At 40.3% G+C, this 20,424-nt stretch carries 12 protein-coding genes; all 12 read right to left on the bottom strand.

The genetic code is table 11. From position 1 onward, the window contains the following. Positions 1–2 precede the first annotated feature (2 nt). Positions 3–1,418 (bottom strand): RagB/SusD family nutrient uptake outer membrane protein, encoded by a 1,416-nt coding sequence (locus JKG61_RS20835; protein ID WP_202104943.1) that lies wholly within the window; start codon positions 1,416–1,418, stop codon positions 3–5. 4 nt (positions 1,419–1,422) lie between these two features. Continuing rightward, positions 1,423–4,836, bottom strand: a complete 3,414-nt coding sequence (locus JKG61_RS20830; RefSeq protein ID WP_202104942.1) for a SusC/RagA family TonB-linked outer membrane protein — start codon at positions 4,834–4,836, stop codon at positions 1,423–1,425. Positions 4,837–4,944: 108 nt separating this feature from the next. Continuing rightward, a complete protein-coding gene (locus tag JKG61_RS20825; protein WP_202104941.1) occupies positions 4,945–6,105 on the bottom strand; it encodes a FecR family protein in 1,161 nt (386 codons plus the stop codon). Between the two features lie 69 nt (positions 6,106–6,174). Then, positions 6,175–6,765 (bottom strand): RNA polymerase sigma factor, encoded by a 591-nt coding sequence (locus JKG61_RS20820; RefSeq protein WP_202104940.1) that lies wholly within the window; start codon positions 6,763–6,765, stop codon positions 6,175–6,177. 419 nt (positions 6,766–7,184) lie between these two features. After that, positions 7,185–8,657 carry a S41 family peptidase gene (locus JKG61_RS20815; RefSeq protein ID WP_202104939.1) on the bottom strand — a complete coding sequence of 491 codons (1,473 nt, stop codon included), beginning with the start codon at positions 8,655–8,657 and terminating at the stop codon, positions 7,185–7,187. A gap of 20 nt (positions 8,658–8,677) precedes the next feature. Beyond that, positions 8,678–9,988 carry a MutS-related protein gene (locus tag JKG61_RS20810; RefSeq protein ID WP_202104938.1) on the bottom strand — a complete coding sequence of 437 codons (1,311 nt, stop codon included), beginning with the start codon at positions 9,986–9,988 and terminating at the stop codon, positions 8,678–8,680. Further along, on the bottom strand, positions 9,978–11,282 hold the full coding sequence (locus tag JKG61_RS20805) for a MutS-related protein (protein WP_202104937.1): 1,305 nt from the start codon (positions 11,280–11,282) through the stop codon (positions 9,978–9,980). The genes JKG61_RS20810 and JKG61_RS20805 overlap by 11 nt, the downstream gene beginning before the upstream one ends. A gap of 1 nt (position 11,283) precedes the next feature. Next, entirely contained in the window at positions 11,284–13,641 is a 2,358-nt protein-coding gene (locus JKG61_RS20800; RefSeq protein ID WP_202104936.1) for a Gldg family protein, read from the bottom strand. Positions 13,642–13,647: 6 nt separating this feature from the next. Beyond that, on the bottom strand, positions 13,648–14,565 hold the full coding sequence (locus tag JKG61_RS20795) for an ABC transporter ATP-binding protein (RefSeq protein ID WP_202104935.1): 918 nt from the start codon (positions 14,563–14,565) through the stop codon (positions 13,648–13,650). Between the two features lie 18 nt (positions 14,566–14,583). Further along, entirely contained in the window at positions 14,584–15,345 is a 762-nt protein-coding gene (locus tag JKG61_RS20790; protein ID WP_202104934.1) for a DUF4397 domain-containing protein, read from the bottom strand. Beyond that, positions 15,329–16,801, bottom strand: a complete 1,473-nt coding sequence (locus JKG61_RS20785; protein ID WP_202104933.1) for a RagB/SusD family nutrient uptake outer membrane protein — start codon at positions 16,799–16,801, stop codon at positions 15,329–15,331. Before JKG61_RS20785 ends, JKG61_RS20790 begins: the two co-directional genes overlap by 17 nt. 158 nt (positions 16,802–16,959) lie before the next feature. After that, positions 16,960–20,421, bottom strand: a complete 3,462-nt coding sequence (locus tag JKG61_RS20780) for a SusC/RagA family TonB-linked outer membrane protein (protein ID WP_202104932.1) — start codon at positions 20,419–20,421, stop codon at positions 16,960–16,962. Positions 20,422–20,424 lie beyond the last annotated feature (3 nt).

The following is a 20,424-nucleotide window of genomic DNA, read 5'->3' as shown; positions in this document are numbered from 1 at the left end:
GTTTAATTATATTTAGTTTCTCCTTCAGGAATAGGAACAACATAATTTGCATTTTTCATCGACACCTTAGACCACTCATCATGTGGATCTTGAATTTCCTTTACATTCCTACGTTTAAAGAAGTAAAACAACTGGCCCTCACCCCAAAATTCACGCGTATACTCCGAAGTCAGCAATTGATCCGGAAAATAAAACCTATCCGAAGACGAACTTGCAATCCCCCTATTGTTGCGTACTTTGTTCAAATGTTTTAAGCCTTCTGTAAGTACAGGCTCAGTTTCCGCAGCTATGTAAAATACCTCACTCATACGTATCATTGGGATAAGCTGATTTTCCAGTGAGTCCGATATTTTTTCATACTTACTAAACACCTTATGATTATTTGACCCGATCAACACCGAGTTTTGTAAATTGGCTAAGTACCGGTAATCATGCCTTTGGTAGTTAAATAGCTGCAATACGACATATTCTTTAGGAATTAGCAAGTTGGTAGCCTGGACATTTTTACCATCAAAAAGACTGGTAAAATTATTGTTCACCTTATTATTCTGTAACGAGAACAGCAATTCCGAAGAGAACACTCGATTAGCAGAAGCTACCTCTGGCTTGACCCAAGGAAACCATTTTTCTTGTACCCCCATCACTTCCTTGGCCAATTCCAGTGCAAGCGTATTTTCCTTGGCATAAAGATATACTCGAGCCAACAATGCTTTAACAGCATAATAGTTTAGCCTCAAAGTGCGGTACTGTTTAAAAGAGTCGGACTTATCGCCAGCAGGACCATATTGGATAATGGGATCCTCTTTCAGTAATTCAAGCGCATCTTTTAAATCGGAAATAACCTGAGCTAAAAACTCATTTGAAGGCAATGTAGGGTTAACATCCAGCACATAGTCTGTATAATAAGGCAATCGAGCTTCCGTATTTTCCTTCGTGTATACGGGTCCAAACAAACGGAAAAGATCAAAGTGCAACATGGCTCTTAACGCTAGTGCCTCTCCCTTTATTAGCGCATAGTAATCATCAGACAAGACCTCACGACGCTTTTCACTATTCCGAATGATAAGATTGGTGTTGGCAATCAAGTTATATTGCGTTCCCCATATTTTTTCAGCCCTGGCCATGTTACCAGCACTCGTAAAATTATATTGCGCCAACTCTTTATTACTGGTTGACTCTTGATTTATCGGATAATATTGCGCTAGGATATCGATATACTCACAACTAAGCGCCTTTCCATAAACCTCATCTTTGTTAAGCTCAATATATATTCCATTTAACGCCTTTTTAAACGTCTGCGGAGTTGAGAAAGTATTATCTTCTGTAACCCTATCACTAGGTTTTACTTCCAGCCATTTATTACAAGAAGTCAAAGCCATTGTTCCCACCAATATGGGGATTATTAAAAATCTTCTCATCGTCTTAAAAATTTGCACTTAAACCAAACGTCACTGTACGCGCAAAAGGGTAATCTATACCTCTTTCGTTCCCCATACTAGAAACTCTTAATATATCGTTCATATAAGCGTTAATCATCAATCTTGATAAAGCTAAAGAGCGCATCCAATTACCTCTAAACTCATATCCAGCACGTATCGACTCTATACTGAGGTAATTATTTTTCTGCACAAATCGAGAAGACATTGGCGAAGGATCAGACAGTGATATTCCTTTATATTGAGCTACGTCACCAACTTCTTTCCATCGGTCATAAAGGGCACGTTTATCTTGATTCATATTGATCGAAGTGCTCGAGATATTTTCTACTTTACTGTAAAGTGTGGAATTGAAAGCATCACTTCCATAACTATAACGTATGTGTACATTTGCGGAAAAGCCCTTCCAGAAAAAAGTATTACCGAATACACCTTCTAGCTTAGGTCTACCATTACCTACAACTACCTCGTCATTATAGCTATATGCAAAAACATTTTCGCCGTTCCGATTTTGGAAGATCTCCATACCCGATGCCGGATCTATACCTTTAGAAATAACAGACCACAGATCATCTGGACTAGCACCATTGTAAAAGCGAGTCATATTTTTAGTTAGGTTCTCCCTGTTAAAAGCATCCAGCTTATTACCGATATTATCATACTCCGATCTACCCGAACGAAATGTAAAACTCGTTGTCCAATTTATTTGTTCTTGTGGTTTATAAAAGATGGCATACTTTACTGTTCCTGAATACCCCTTATCCATCTGCATCCCTACATTCATCAGTCTATTTTGGATACCTACTGAAAGAGGAATACCTACATTAGCAAGCAATGGGTCCGTTTTTTTGTTATAATAATCAAACGTAACGTGAAATCTATTATTAAGAATACTCAAATCCAGACCGATGTTCTTATCCAATGTTTTCTGCCACTCCAAATTAGGGTCGCCAAATTGATCGATGATCAGCCCTGTTCCAAAATTATTTTGAAGCCAATTATTAAATTGATACGTTGTGATCGCATTAAAAGTTCCAAAATTCTGGTTACCAGGATTACCTACCGAGGCTCTGATCTTAAACATAGAAATATCATCAGCATACTTTTCCAAAAACTTCTCGCGGTGAATATTCCAAGCTGCCCCTGCCGACCAAGTTGTAGAAAACAAACGATTCGAACCAAATACGGAAGTACCATCCGAACGCAAGTTAAAATCAAACAAATACCTATTATCAAAGCTATACCCCGTGTTTACAAAATAACCGACATTTCTTCTTTTAGCATCTCTGTATGATGGTTTACCACCATTCGGATAGCCATTTGAAAATGCTGGAGTAGTAAAATCTCCCTCGGGAAAACCTTCAGCATCAAAACCTTTAGACACGCTAGATGACTCATTAATATTCCCTCCAAACACCACATTAATCTGATGTCTATGGGCAAACATACGCCCGTAAGTACCCGAGATATCGCCCTGATAAGACGTGGATACAGTAGATGAATTTCTATAGCTGCCCTTTCTTAATGCCTCCATTCCTTCAAATCTTGTTGCATCTGGCGAATAAAACTCTTCGGTTTCCGCATTACTTTTACTCAAACTCAATCGTCCTCTGATGTTAAAATAGTTATCAGGCCTATACTCTAGGTTTAAGTTATTTCTAAACCCAAGGTTTCCGCCAGTATTCTTACTATTCAATGCATCATCCCACAGAGGGTTCCCTACAGGTTGTACCCGTCCATTAGCTGTGGTCATGTTAAAAGTTTCCAACCACTTATCCACGCCACCTTTATCGTTATATTTACGATAATATGGGTTGGCCCGAGAATAGGCTGAAAATTCGACTATTGGATTTTGATTATCCATTTGATCTATAGAAAGCTTATTCATGAGACTGAATTTTCCTTTTCTGTAGATAAGGTCTACGTTACCCGATAAATTTTTACGCTTCGAATTTTTCATCACCCCTTGAATAGCATTATGACTTACACCAATTCCATAGCGCATCACACGATCGCCCCCCTCCAAGTACAAGTTATTCCGTTGGTTGACACCTGTACGCAATGGTTCAGACAACCAGTCCGTATCCACCCCACGCTTTAGCTCCTGGACCAAGTGGTAATATCGATAAGAGTTATCCTCCTCCACCGTTGACAAGTTAGATTTAAAGCGGCCAGCACGCAGTTCAAACTCCAGCTTTTCAGCAGCATTCATCAAGTTGTAATCATTCAAATCCGCAAAAGTAAGGTCTGTACTATTATTGTAGCTCACCCTAACCTCACCCCTAGCGGGCGACTTAGTCTCAATAACAACCACTCCATTTGCAGCCTTAGAGCCATAGATAGCGGTAGATGTCGCATCTTTTAATATCGTTGCCGAAGCAATACGATCCATGCTCAAGTCCATAATGGTCTGTAGGGAAGTTTCAAAACCATCCAATATGAACAAAGGCTGGTTTGGGTCTTCACCAAATTGCTCTTTCAATCCCACGATACTACTCTTGCCCCGTATTTCCAAGTCAGGGAGCCTATTCGGATCAGATCCAAATTGGGTGTTTTCAAGTAAATTGAAAGCAGGGTCCAACGTACGCAAACTTTGGATAACATTTTGAACCCCAATCTGTTTTAACTCTTCTCCCGAGAAACTCGAATACGAACCCGTAAAACTCTGTTTATCTCTAGAGTAAATACCCGTTACAACGACATCCTCCACCTTTTCCACAAGCGGTTTCATCCTTACATTCAATAATTCTCCCATCGGAAAAACCATACCTATCTTCTGATAACCTACATAAGAAAAGTATATCGAATCCACCTTATTTTTAGAAATAAAGCCATATTCACCTTTAGCGTCGGTTGTTACCGTGTGTTGCGCGGGCTTTACAAAAACAGATACACCAGCCATTTCCTCACCATACTCATTTACTACTTTTCCACGTACAATACGTTGCTGTACAACAGTACTTATAGCCGACGACTCGTTATTTTTTATATTTTTTGGAGTAGCCTTTTCCGGTATTTGATCAACCGAAACAATAATTTTTCCGCCTAACTTGTACCCAAATGGCTGATTCTTGAATGCCAGCTGTAAGGCTTCCTCCAGTGACAAGTCACGTCCCGAAAGATTCACCATAACTGCCGAGCGCAGATGTTTATCCTTTATAGAAAAAGAATAATCCGATTGCCTTTGGATTTCTTCAATAGCTGTTTTAAAATCCACTTTTCTATTGCTAAAAGAGAGCTTTTGCGCACTTACGCTGGCCCAACTATTCAAAGCAAAAAACAATATAAAAAGTAGTGTTAACTTGGTCATTAGAATACTTTTTAAAAGAATAGCCCTAGTACATGTTTGACCTATAGGAATAGGTTTATTACTACCATTGCTAATGATATTTAATTTCATTAATTTTGATTTGTAGGTTAATTTATTCTGTTAATAACTTAGCTTTATTTAATAGACTTACAACAACCGTCCTGAGTACCAGTCAGGGCGGATTTTGAAGTTTCACAATTACTTTATACGCTTAACTCGCACCTCCTTTCCGCTCACTTCAAATTTAACTTCAAATGTCAGTGCTAAAGCATTCAATACCGCAGAAAGAGGCTCGTTACGATAAATACGAACAAAACCTATTTCATCAGATATTGAAGATGCGAAATCAATAAATTTCACATTATACCAACGCTCCAAGTCAGGTATCAAGTCAGCCAAAGAAACCGATGTCCCTACAAAATACCCATCTTTCCAACTAACGTAATCGTCGATGGAAACTTCCTGTAAAGAAACATTACCCGCTTTAACACTCACCTGATAACCTGGATAAACATCATATGTCTTCTGTTTATTTCCACTTGCCACTTTTAACCGGCCTTCTACTAAAGTCGTTTGCTCATTTGCATCATAAGCACGCACCGCAAAAGCTGTTCCTACGACTTGAATACTTTGCTTTTCTGTGTGTACAATAAAAGGTTTAGCCGGGTTTTTGGATACCTCAAAAAAAGCCTCTCCTTTTAAATAAACCTCCCTATTCACCCCCCTAAAAACCATTGGATATTTCAATTCCGAAGCTGCATTTAACCAGACTCGAGTGCCATCATCGAGGGTCACCTGATATTGACCTCCATGCGGCGTAATTAAGGTAGCGTTAACAGATTTAGCCGTAGCTTCAATAAGCTCACCGTCTTCATAACGAAGCGCATATCCCTTACTTACCAAACCACTTTTTGAACTATCTAAATTCATCTCCTGGCCATCCGAAAATTTTAGTGTTGCCCTATTATATCCAGGAGCAATATCTTGCTGTTGTACCATTTGAGATTCAGCTACTCCATCCGTGCTTTTATAAGGTAAAAGCCAAAATACCAAACCTAAACATAATAACAACATAGCCGCAGCAGCTAAATAAACAGCGCGCTTTCTGAAGGTTTCTCTACGTATTCTCTGGTGCAACGTGTTTAGCTGAGCTTCACTATCGGTCTGATTGAAAAATACTAAACTGGACGCCAACTGTTCTGGTTCCGACATTTCATCATAAATCAATCTATTTGCTTCACTTTGTTGCAACCACATATCCAACATATGGACTTCATGATCAGATAGCACCTCTCCTTGCAGTCGTTTTTGCAACACAACAATAATCTTCAGGTTTTTAAGATTAGCGCTTTCTTCCATAGCTCTTTTCTTACCTATACGGCAAAAAGTAATATTTCTCTAAAAAAAATTAAAAAAAATTCAGCAATACTAGACTACTAAAATGAAAATTAAGAATTTCATTCCTTCAGCCGATAGCTTACTCCGTAGTATACGGATACCTCTTGCCCTTTGATTATTCACGGTGCTGACCGTAAGATTCATATCCTGCGCAATTTCTTGGGCGTTTTTACCCTCATCTAGAAATTTCTTAATAATAGCACGACATTTATTAGGCAATAAATCAATGGCTTGATTAACTTGCTGTATCAGTTCAGTATAGACAATCTGAGCGACTACATTATCTTCCAACTCTTCAAACTGGCTAGTAATGGCATCGTAACGTCGAAGCCGTACTTTCTCCTTCGCTATGATGTCTAGACAGGCATTCTTGGCACTGAGATACAAAAAGGCTTTTATATGAGCACCTGATTCAAACTTAGTCCTTCTATTAAAAAATTTAACAAAAACATCTTGTACCACTTCTTCTGCATCCTGCAAGTCAGACGACATTAAAATTCTATTAGAAAAAAAAACTAATTTAGCATGATAGCGTCTGAAATACTGATTGAACGCTTCAATATCACCATTTCTTAATGGGGCAAGTAGTTCGCATTCATTTTCATCAGTTAATTGAGACATAAAACAGGACAGTGGAATTAGCGAATTAAGCACTTTATTTGTTAATTAACAAATAAAAACCTACAACAAAGGGCAAACCCATCTAATTTTTAAGTATCGTGATTAAAACTTAAATCTAATTGTTCTTATTCTCGTGATAATTCCATTCAAATATAACACGCTAAGATTAAGAAGATATTAACAAAAATTAAAAACCATCCGCTGGTGTCACTACCCTCAAAGGGTCCTAAAATTACGGTAGATAAAGTATTTTATAAACCGAAAGCGCTGCTCAAAAGGGCAGCGCTAGCACGATAGCGATCAGGTATGCTCTATTCCCAAGAGACATACCTTTTCCGTCTATAGCGATCACATTACCATAGGTAGCTAGTATCAAATTTCAGGTCACCTAAAAAATATAGTTTTACAACGTGCCGGTTTTAGGTGCCCTGCTTTATCAACGCTCTGGTATAGCTGATCTCCGGATCCTGTTCGGAGCGGAAATATTTCAAAAATTCTTCCATCGACAGCTCCCGGTCGGGCATCACCCCTCTGCCATTATCAGTCTGCGCATTGAAAAAGTACATCTCGGACATCGGGATCGTCAAGATAGATTTGGTATTGGGCAACTGGTAGTTCAAGAACCAAGCTGCTGTGGTACTCTGCTCGCCACTACCGGTTTCTTTGCCTATCACCAGTCCACGCTTGTTCTTCTGGACCAAGGATGCAAAATAAGTAGCGGCCGACACCGTAGCTCCACTGGTGAGTACATATACACTACCGTTAAAAGCGTCTTTATCTGGCGGGTAGTTTTCGAGTTGGCTTTCCTTTAGCCGGGCATTACCGACATAAAACCCTGTCAGTGAATCTTTATTAAATCGCTGATTCATAAAATTGTACATATTTCGTATATCTTCATCAGACATTCTCCGCCCATTATTAATCGTATACTCCGGATAAGCTATATCAATAGTCTTAGTACGCTGATTGTAAACATTATCGAATGACTTGGGTGCCAGGAATGAATACAATAGTGCCGAAATCGCAGGATTGCCTCCTCCATTGCTACGAATATCAATGATTACATTACGAATATTTCTTTTCTTTACCTCGTTAAAGAAATCACTAAATTCTTTATACGCAAAAGACTCATCAAGAGCAAAGGAGAGAACGGTAAGGATGCCGGTGCTCTCCTCGTCAAGATAGGTACCGTACACATAATACGAAGTCTCCAAACGGTTAAACGGCGCAATACCAAGCCTGCTACTATGCACTCCTTTTGAAGGATCCAGTGCAGGGACCACCTGCTCCTGATCTTTGTTGCCATCAGCAGGACGATAGCGTATTGTATAGTTCTTTGGACTAGCATTGTTATACCCCCAGACCCCTTGAAAATCACCATAAAAACGGTCAGTACCTGTCTTAATAAAACCGTCACTGTACGAGTTGGGAGCAAGCATCTGCATGATAATGGATGAGGGTTGCCCATTTACTGTCAGCACTTCGGCTCCATACGGGATAGAGCCACCTCTACTATTTACAAATATACGCCCCTTCTCGATGATAACCGGGAAGGGAAAAAACCGAGTATGACGTATAGTCTGCTTTGAGTTTTCGGCGGATAGCTGTAGCTTGGTATGTACGTCTCTAAATAGTTGCAAAGGAGAATATTGTAATATAGCATAGACATCTTCTTCTTGTTGAGCGAGATGCATCAAAGAGTCCAATTGTTGGTCCAACCGGACGGAATCAACAAACTTGTAAGGGTGCGGATGCTGTTTCTTCAAAATATCTGATGCCAGCTTAAAATCTGCTATGATTCTTTCTTTGGTCAACAAAAAGTCCTTATCTTCCTGAGCCCATAGCTGTCCCAGCCCGATAAAAATCAGGGAAATTAAAAGTAATTTTCTCATGGTTTATGTATTTATATTTTCTAAATTAAATCCAGAATTCCTTCATTACGTATGATCATCATACCTTGTCGATCTTCTGTAATTCCTTCTTTGAGCGTATAGGTATATTGAGGCCGGTGTCCATTCATAATGGTAGGCATAAAGCCAAACTGAATACCGGGCAGCTCTTTTAATTCTTCACCCACTTCGATAATATGTGTAGAGATCATAAAAAGTGATTGCCGGTAACGTGCAAAGCCACGTGTTACAGCTAAGGTACCATCAAAGGCATCCTTAACATTGGTTCCTTTAAAGAGCTCATCGAAGAATAACACCAGTCGGGCACCTGACGCTACGGCTTCAGCGGCTTGCTTGACCCGTATTACCTCCGAGTAGAAATGACTATAGCCTAAAGCAACATTGTCGGCCACATTGATGGATGAATACATCCCCTCTCTGACAGAAAACTCATAGGATTTTGCAGCAACTGGGAATCCCATATGAGCAAGATAAAGAGATATACCCAAGGTCTTCATCCAAGTGGATTTGCCAGCCATATTGGCTCCTGTTAAGAAAAAAAGGTTACACTCTTGACCCAAATGAAAATCATTACCCACAGCATGTTCAATAGCGGGATGCCTGAGATCAGTTCCTTTCCAGATATTGGTCTCTGCTGCCTGAACGATAGGATAAGTGAAATTGCGCTCCCTTGCTACATTACTGACCGCAATATAAACGTCGAGCTCGGCTATGAATGATAGGATACCCTGCACATCTTTCGATAGTCTACCCCGAAGCTGTTGTTGATAACGGGCAATCTGCCCTACATTGAAGCCTTCGTAGATATTGCTTGCAACTAACTCTCTAAAAACCCCAGACTGTATTTGTTGTCGCATGACTTCGATACGCTGTGACATAGGACTGGGTATATCTCCAAGCTTCGGTAGGAATTGATCTAATTTTTGTAAGACCGACACCAGTGCATGTAATGCCTGCAATTCTTTCTTGAATCGCGTATCGTTCAATACCCGAACAAGTAAGCGATTCCAAAAAACCTGAAAATAAGTTTTGATCGTACTTTGAGAAGAGACCTGCGAAAAGTATTCCGTCAGTTCAGATAGATCCTTGCTATCAAATGGAAATATGATATCCCTGTGCTGAAAAAAGCGAAAGCAATTGATACGATTCTCTATTTCAGCTTTAACGATCAAAGGAGTTTTAAACATTCGGTCCAGTAGCTGCTCTCCCGCCCTGCTTTTAACACGGGAAAACAGCTGTTGGACAGAACCTGGTTTAGATCGTCCCAATAGGTTAAGCTCTTCGAGCGTCTGTTGGTCTATTTTAAATTTCATGTGTTACTCCTTTCTCCAGAATACTTAATATTTGCTCATTTTGTATAATAAGCATACCATGGCGGTCATCGCTCACTCCATCTTCTAACGTATAGGTATAGACCGGATGGTGCCCCTCCATCTTCGTAGGTAGGAACTGAAATCCGATTGTGCCTTCTTCACGCAACGCATCAGCAGCCTCCACAATATGGGATGATATCACAAAATGACTGTTTTCCGATTGAAGAAAACGCCGACTGACAGCAATAGTTGCTTCCATCGCGTCTTTCACATTGGTACCTCGGAATAGTTCGTCGAATATTACGAAAATGGATTTACCTGCTCGCAGACTCTCTACTACATCCTTGACCCGCAATACTTCTACATAAAAATGACTGGCCCCCATGCCTAGATCATCAGGGAGGTTTATCGTCGTAAATATACCGTCAAGGACAGAAAACTCCATACTATCTGCGGGAACCGGAAATCCGAGGTGGGCTATATAAAGAGCAAGTGCCAATGAGCGTAGAAAAGTGCTCTTTCCTGCCATATTGGCTCCAGTCAAAAATAGCAAACGTTTTTCTTTACTAAATTCAAAACTATTGGCGACAGCTCCTTTGATTGTTGGGTAATATAGTCCATTGGCACGCAATACGCCAGTCGCTCTCGGTAAAACGGTAGGTAATGTCCAACCTGGCTTTGAGGCGATTTTTCCAACCGCTAGATAGGCATCCAGACGGTACAGATATTGCAACAACGTTCTTATCTCGGTCCAGGCAATACTTCGGAATAAGGTATCATAGGCAACGATAGAACTGTAAGACAAAGCCTTACTATTAGAAACACCCAATATCGGTTGTAGTGATGGCAGGCTCAATATCGATAATACGGAAGTGACAAGTTCCTCCAGTCCTACGGCTTTCATTGCAGCATCGGAATGAAAGAAGCTTTCTACCTTGTGTAACAGGTGCAACATAGCAAATACTCCATCTTCTATCTCTTTATCCTGTAGATATATAGCTTCGCGCTCTTGTTCCTGCGCCTGCGAATGCTGCATATAGCGTTCTAAGGTATCAAAAAGATGGGACGGAAAAGGAAAATCAAGATCGATTGCCGAAAGGTATGAAAACATACGGATACGGATTTTGATTTCTTCTTCACTTGATAATGGATTCAAAAATAACTGTTGCAAATATTGCATACCACCACGTGTATAGGCATGATCAAAAAGTTTGAATAGTGGGGAATTTCTCAAATCCCCCATTAGCCCTAAATCAGCACGACTCTGTTCATCAATCTCTAATAATGGCTTCATACTATTGGCGATTACGGCGAATTAAAAATACGATGGAAAAAAGTAATAGTAAACCAGGAAGTATGTATAACATCACGGTCTTTTGGATACCGGCTGTTGCAGCCGTCAATTTGAGAAAGATGTCTTCACGTTTCGCTTCACGGATAACGACGGGAAACAGATTGTCTGTCATCCAACTGTAAATCGGCAACAAATCTTCCATTGGGCGAGAACGCATCGTGCTACCTACGTCGGCATCCCCGTGAATAGAAATACGCTGTACATTACCATTAGTCTCTCTAATCAACTTTAACCAAACATCAAAGTTGGGTTGCAGAATATCTCCTCGATCAGGCTCAAATAATGGCGGTACGGAATCGAGAACTACCCTCCCCTGTTTCAGGAAGGTATTACGCTGAGCTTGTGTTTGGGACAAAGGTTCTATGGTATAAAGAGATTTGTGTTGATCATAAGTAATGGCTGTAGCACCCACCAATTTACGATACAACGCTGCACTATCAATCTTCATCTCATCACCTATCTTTTCTATCAGTGAAGAAAAATAATCAGGAGCAAGTGAGCTAATAGTTTCGGGAATACTAAACGGCCAAATATGGTCGGCCATCTCATCATAAGTAACCTCGATCAAACGACCAGATAGTAAGGATACACCTGTATTCAACGTATCAAGTAAAGGATTGAGGATCATCTGCTTATCAGGCTCACCAAAAATACTGATATTACCTCCCTGATCTGCAAACTTCTTTATTTTATCGATCTTGGCACCACTTAATCTTGTCTTAGGATCCGCTACAATTAACATATCTGTCCCCTCTGGTATCTCTTGGACATCCAAATTGATAGAATCAACATCGAAAGCTAGATTAATCAGCGAAGTACGCAACGTACGATCAATAGTATGTCCGTAATATTCCCTTTCTCCTTTCTTATAAACATTTCGCTCTAAATTACCAGTAGCAAAAAGCGCCTTCGGGGGCTGTTGTCTTTGCAGCCTTCTAAAAGCTGAGGATACCTGCATTTCATCCGGCCAAAAATCCGGATCTGAAAAGGTTCGTATAATAGTGGATCGCTCCCCATACTCCAATTTAATAAAGGGCATACCATACTCCTCCTGATAATCGCCTAGACTACGAATAGAGTCCGGAGTTACAAAGCCTCTAATACCAGACTTATTACCCCGGCCTTCCATCTGAAGCTCAGCTATTTCCTCTAAAGTCTTGTTTTTGTAAGTGTTAAAAAGTGTATTATCCCCATCTTTAACATCATAATAGTATATATAGTCAAATTGAATATCAGGTTTGAAACGAACGTATCGTTCCCAAAAACTCCAAACATATTCATTTCTATTAGCAGGGGATGCACGATCATAGACGGGGCTCAAAAGATTGACATAAAATGTCACTTTCAGTGGCTCCTCCTCACGAAAGTCAGCCAAAATCTTTTGACTTGTTGTTTTAATGGTATTATCCTTATTGGCTGTGGTATCTATATAATAACGAAGAGCAGGCCTCATAGAGAGGTAACCAATGACCAATATAGGGAAGATGATAGCAATATGTTTCAAAAGTGAAATAGACCAAGGTCTGGATTCGATGGACCGTTGCATGCGAAGCCAAGTAAGCGATAAGAACAATATACAAATCGAAAGATAATAGATTAGATCATAAGATGTGATCAGACCCAATACCATTTTCTCGGCTCGTCCAGAAATCGACAAGAAGAACGTTAACTCTCTGAAAAAATCATACTGTTGCCATAGGGATGAAATATTCCCCAACACGAATAAAGTGAGGAAAGTGGCCAGAGCCGAAATAACCGGATATACTGTAAGACTACTGAAATACATCCCTATCGCAATATAGCAGGCCGACATCAAAAACATGGCTAGGAGACTGGGTAGCAAATACCCTAGATCCACATTCGAAATTGAAAGTGTCCCACAAATAACGAAACCACCAACAATAAGGATTAGGATCAAAGTAAAAGTCAATAAAGAAAGATACTTGCCCAACAATATTTCACTCATTTTCAACGGAGATGATTGTAATAAACGAATAGTACCAGCTCCCTCTTCTTTACTGATAATGGACATCGTCAGAAGTGGAAAAAAAAGATATAAATGTTGGAAAACCCTCGGATAGAGCGATTCTGTAAAAATTGTTTTTGACAAACCTGCATGAAAACCAGTAAATGAAGTATCATTTGCCAACAATGTGTCCTGCCACGTGCTCAAAGCTTCTACAATCATATAATATGAAAAGGAGCATAGAGGGATAAAAGCAATTAGTAAAAACCATGCTATTGGTGAAAAGAATAATTGTCTCAACTCTTCTTTTGCAATTCGAAGGATCAGTTTCATTGTGTTTTATCTTTTATTGGTTAATTCCTTAAATACTTCATCCATACTATTCTCGACTGGTCTTATGGTCTTCAACTTCCAGCCCTTTTGTATCGATAGTTCTAATAATTGCTGTGTCAGCATGTCCAGATTGTCGTAGGATATTCTATAACTACCTTTTGATTCCATATCTACTGCATTAACTCCAACTAGCTGACTAAGCTGTTCGATAGGGGGCGGATTATCAAATATAACCTGTAAATAGGTAGATTGGACCTGCTGTTGAAAGGCTGATGCACTGTCGGAAAACAAAAGTTCTCCTTTATCAATGAGAATGATTTCTTGACACAGTTGACCTATTTCTGTTAGAATATGGGAAGACAAAAGTACGAGGCTTTGCTCTGCTACTTCCTGTATGAGTCTACGCGTTTCTATCAATTGATTCGGATCCAGACCATTAGTAGGCTCGTCCATCACCACCAACAGTGGCTTATGGATGATCGCTTGCGCAATACCAACTCGCTGCCGGTATCCTCCAGATAGATTTTTTAAAAGACGTCGTCTAAAATGCGTAATCTGACAACGTTCTAGCACTTCTTCTACAGCTCTATCTATATTTTTCTTATCCACGAGTCGCAGACTAGCTGTGTAGCGTAGATACTCTTCTACACTAAGATCTAAGTACAAAGGAAGTATTTGGGGTAGGAAACCTATCGAGGTCTTGGCACGCTGTGGTTCCTTTCTTAGATCTATCCCATTGACTATTACACGTCCATCGGTCGGCTTGAGTGCACCACATATAATATTCATCAGAGTGGATTTACCGGCGCCGTTAGCCCCTAGTAGTCCATAAGCTCCTTTTTGTGGAATATCGATATTAATGTCACGGATAGCCCAGCCTGCCCCATATTTATGGGACAGGTTTTCTGTTATTAAAATACTCATATCGTAGTTTATAGTTATTTAAAAGTGGTGTACTAAAATCGTAGAAAACTGAGGACTTGTCAACTTGTGCGGCCCCCCTGTTAACACCAAACTGATGCAACGATTGCGGTAGATATTCCGATCAAGAGATTCATCAGAAGGATCAAACCGATACTCATTCAATAATTCGTCCGTAGTCGCATCTCTAAATTCAAAGACATACTCGGGTTGGCTTTTCTTAGCAGAGAGCAGATGAAAATTATTTGTAACATTATCCCTGTACCCTATTTTCTCTTGCAAAACCGCTCCCCTGAGATAGATGTTCACAGCCGGCTGGTCCGGCGCTAGATGAACGAACCTTACGCCTACAATACTATCCGCAGGGGATAATCGGGGCAATTGTTCGTTTACCAGTCTATATTCCGGGTTCTGTAATGTCCCGGTTAGAAAAAGAGTCTGTAACGGTGAGTAGCCGACTTCTAGCGGTATTAAAAAAAACGGCTTACTATCGACCAAAGTATCCGGAACATGAAAAAGCCCCAATTGTTTATTTTTAGAACTGATCGTATACTGGCCTGACCCAGTGTTCCAAATGCCGTAGTTGACCCCATTGGCAGTCGTGTATCGGATAGGTTCCCGACCTTTAAAATTAGTCTTAAGGGTACCTGCGTTGACGACCGCATGTACAAGGGTTAGGGAACTTATCTGTTGGGGGGATTTTTCTTCCTCCTTACAAGAGAAAAGACAGAATAAGCCGAGCAAAACTAATATATTACAGCGACTGTTAACGAACCTGATCATAGCCTTCATTTTGAATTATGTTTTTATTGTTTTTGATTTCATCCTCAGGAATAGGATATAGAAGTTGCCAATCCCCCAACCATGGCGTATTTACCGAGACGTTAGAAAGGATATGTCGCGCACTCCCATTCCGACATATATCTATCCAATAATGTCCCCATTCAACAAAGAACTCAACTTGGCGCTCCTGCCAGAGAGATGCAATCAATTCCTGCCGATCTAATGTTAATGGCAGATCGGTTAAACCGGCGCGGCTACGAATTTTATTTAAATCTGCACGTGCTGCAGAAATATCCCCACTGGGATCAATCAGTGCTGCTTCGGCACGGATTAAATACATCTCAGCAAGTCGTAATACCGTATAGTATTCGGGAGAAGGTGCTCCTAGCGCACCGTTGTATATCCCCTGTTTGTACTTAAAAGGAAAGTGAACTGATGTGGGAGATGGCAGTTGTGAAGCTGTACGGTCTGTAAGGCCTATCCATTGTTCCTGACGCTGATCACCAAGCTCAAAAGCCTCCAACAAATGATCAGAAAGACGATAATAGATATTTCCGGTATTTAAAGGAGAAGGTAAAAAGGTATAGCCCTCGGGTGTAGCATTAAGCAGATCACTATACATATTAGTGGGCAATAGTTGTAAGATAGCCTCATGACTATTAGCCAGAAATGAGTCGGAAAGTTTAGGCATATTAAATAAATGTGTTGCCGTTATGACTTCAGTTGCCTTAGAAATCGCTGTCGTATAATCGCGGATATACAGATAAACTCGGGCTAGCAAGGCTGTAGCAGCCCAAGCATTAACTCGAACACGCTGACCCGAACCTGCAGCGAATGTCCTGGGTAAATCGTGCTCGGCTTCCTGTAAATCAATTAAAATCTGATGGTAAACCTGATCCTGTGGTGTTCGTCTATAAGTTCGTGTCTGATTAAAATCACTGGTTAAGACTAACGGAACATCGCCAAAGAATTGAATAAGATATAAATGTGAAAACGCTCTCCAAAATTTAGCCTCCGCAATAAATTGTCGCTTTACACTATCTCTCAGTTCATTGGACTGAGATTTCGAGATTCCCTCTATGGTTGCATTAGCCAAAAAAATCGCTTGATAGGCTGATGTCCATAGCGCAGCTGATTTTTCTTTATTTAGCTGCCACAATACCGGCATCCCACCAGAACCCACATCTGATGGAATTAATTCATAAGAAGAGCTAGATCCTGCTATGGTGGATAGTCCACCGGAAAAAACATTCGATGCAATAGAAGATCCCGAAGTGCCGTGGATCAAATAATTGTATATCCCCATCAATGCATTTTCAGCTTGTTTTTCTGTCGCAAACATTTTCACTTGCGCTATTGCATCCTTCGGTTCGTCAATCACCAACCACTTTGTACAACTGTAAAGAGAGGTTGTTACGATCAGACCAACTACTGTTATTAGGTTGACTTTTCTCATATGTGTATAATTATTCATGTGTGTTTGGTATCGTCTATATAAATGAGCTCGCAAGCACGTTTGCTCCTTATCTGTCATTACCTTGTTCCAATTAATCGGAATGGAATGCTCATGGTTTTTTGTGCTTTGCTCAACATGAGTATTTCATAACTGATATTTTAAAACCCAATATTTAAACTTCCCACAAAAGTCCGAGGAATAGGAATAAGGGATCCTTGCTTTATTTCTGGTTCGGCGACATATGCCGTCCACTTATACAAGTTTTGAACATTTAGAGCAAGACTCAAATTTTTTACCCGTATTTTTTTCAATATCTGATCTCCCAAACTGTAAGAAACAGAAATATTATTCCACGATAAGAACGAGGCATCAACAGGTGTTGTAGGAATTTCTAAGGTTTCTGTCGTAAACTTGGCAAAGGTGGCTTGATCTCCGGGATACCGCCAATGGTCTTCTAAAAGTCCCTTGGAATATATAGCATTCTTCAGAATGCCATATCTCAAAGCAAGCACGGGATTATTTCCCAATTGTCTAGAGTATGAAAATTGGGAAGATAGACCTAAGGACTTCCAATACAGATTAAATCCGAACCCTCCAGCATACCGGGGGTTCATATCAAAGGCTAAATAACGATCGTCATCTATACCTGGCTTTTTTGACAAATTTACTGTAACAAAACCATCGCCGTTATAATCTTCTGCAGCATATTTACCGGTCAATGGATCTACCCCTATATAATTTAAATCATAACGGGTATTGGTAGATCGGCCTATACTATAAATATTCGCATAAGGAGAATCCTCCAAACCTGGATAGGAAATCAACTTATTAATGTTTTTTGCCCAATTTAAATTAATATTCAACGTCCAGTCTGACTTTTTAATAGCACTCGCCTGTAGTGTAAATTCCAAAGTTTTGTTCTGAATATCAGCAGCCCAATTAGTGGTAACACTCGAGAAACCAGTATATACAGGGATCGGAATATCTGTCAGCTGAGACCCTGATCTGATTTCAGAAAGGGCAGTATTAAAATTAATCCGGTCATCCAGGAAACCTAGATCTAAAGCGATTTCAGAAGATTTTGATGATTCCCAACGATACTGCATATCAAATGGTCCATTGGGTACATATGGTTGCATGCCATCATAAGGGTGAAATGGAGTATAATTATTGTGACCAGTAGTAGAGTACAGGCTCAAATACCTATAATCACCCACATTGTCAGTTCCTGTCAAAGCATGGCTCCCTCTTAATTTGATAAGGGTGACCCAAATAGGTAATCTATTCTGCAACCATTTCTCTTCAGACATCAACCATGCCAGTCCCACGGAACCGAAAAGACCAAACTGCTTTCCTGGAGCAAAACGTGAAGATCCATCTCTACGACCGTTAAGATTTAGGATATATCTATTCTGCCATTGGTAATTTAAGCGTACAAATACCGACGCATACCTATATTCAGAAAACTGCGTGGTGATGTCTTTCAGAAACGCATTATTGATACTATGCATCATATCATCCGATTCAAAATATCCCCCTAAAGTCTCGACATCGGTAGAGCTAGCCTGATAACTGGTCCCCAATAATGTATTCAGATTACCTCCTAAAAAATACGTTCTATAAGAGATTTTGGGTTCGATCATTACGCCCTTAACATCTGTCTTATTAAAGAAAGATAATGACAACGGGTAAGACTGAGGGTCTCTTGAAGCATGAGGATTTAAAATATTGCTTTTAGCCTTAGAATCATTGTAACTAGTTAAAAGCTCTAAATCAAGCCCCTTTAGAATATTAACATTAAAATTCAATGAGGCCATTAGATTGTCTGTATTAATTATATTAGGCCGCAAGAGGTATCCAAAAGGATGTTCATAACCAGGGAGCCCCAAATGATTCCATTCCGAAAAATTGAGATTGCCAGAGTCATCAAATACAGCGGGGGCATTAGGTGCTTGCAATGCTTCATCCTGGAAAGCAACAATAGCATCGGTTTTACTTTTTGAATACTTAACACTTAGATTGGTGGTCAATCTATTGTTATACGCATTATTCATTAAATCCAGTGAAATATTACCTATCTGATTTCCACCTTTGTAATTATACAAGTCTTTATTCTTAGTAAAATTACCATTCAGACGGTAGGTCGTGCGCTGATCTCCCCCATTAATGCCGAGACTCAATTCACTCTGGTAACCTTCATTGGATAATCGTCTCATCCAATCTTCAGATCTAGAAGAGTCCCAAACAGTTAAATCGGGAGCATTTTCGGGGGTGGGAATAATACCGTCATTCACCAGGGCTTCTCGTCGCACTTCTAGATATTGATGTAGAGATAACAGTCTCGGGAATTTTGAAACGGTGATAGAGCCATGTGTAATATTAACATTAAGTCGCGGCTCTCCTACCTGTCCCTTTTTAGTCGTAATAAGAATAACCCCATTAGCTGCTCTAGATCCATAGATTGCGGTGGCATCGCCATCCTTCAACACCGAAATACTTTCGATATCCTTGGGATTGATATGGAATAAAGGGCTCTGCCCATCTGTCATAGACATTCCATCCTGAATTAGGCCGGGGGAAACTCCTTGACTATAAGACCATGTCCTAGGCGCCGCCAGCACATTGATAGGCACACCATCAACTATATACAGGGGTTCGGTAAGTGCATTGGGGTTAAGGCTTTTCTTACCGCGGAGCTCGACTTTGATGGGTGCACTGGAATGTGTAGAAGTGGGTTGAATAATGAGTCCAGCAACCCGCCCCTGCAATGCCAACAAGGGATTCATCACAGGTTGCTTTTCTATTTCCTCTGCTCCTATCATTACCACGTTACCTGTACTATAGCGCCTCGACTGTCGACCATAGGCAATAACCTGCACTTCGTCCAAGGACGAGGTGCTCAGCGGAAGAAGTAAAGCCATCGCTCCTTTTAAGGAATTCAGCAAAACAGCTTCTTGTACATTGGTGACATCCAGACTATCTTTTCTCTCTTTCCTCACCAACTGCACAGCACCTCCCCTGCGTACCAAACGAGCAGATTCTAAGCCCATCATAGTGATATCGATAGACTCACCATCCTTGACCAATAATTGGAACTCGCCTTTGTTATTGGAAGTTGTCCCCTTGAGCTTACCCACCACACTAATACTCGCTCCTACTATAGGTTGATAGCTATTATTCAACAACATCCCTTTTACCGTATCATTTTCCTGCCTTTTGGGTATTACGAAACTAGAATTCTCCACAGCCTTACGCTTAGTCGCTGTATAGGTAAAAGTCACATTCTTCTCATGTACACTGAATTGTAAAGGAGCGGTCTTAGACAATGCTTCTAAAAAATCAAGGAGAGACATCCGCTCGGTAGGTACCCGTACCTGGGGTACCTCCAAGAAGAGATTTTGATTGGCTAGGACTTTAAAGCCCGTCTGTTCACGTATTTCATCAAATACCTGCTTGAGACTCAGTGGGCTGTTTTTTATATTGATCTCCTGCCCAAACGCATGACCTGAGAACAACAAAAATAAACCGAACAGTCTCCATAAAAACGGACTGAAAGTACGCCATCGATTTGGATTTAGCCATGCTGTGGCATAATAAAATCTAATAAACAACAGTTGCATAAT

Source organism: Sphingobacterium faecale (assembly GCF_016746095.1).
In the GTDB taxonomy this organism is placed as follows: Bacteria; Bacteroidota; Bacteroidia; order Sphingobacteriales; family Sphingobacteriaceae; genus Sphingobacterium; species Sphingobacterium faecale.
Note: the sequence above shows the minus strand (reverse complement) of the source record. Positions and strands in the feature narration are given on the sequence as shown.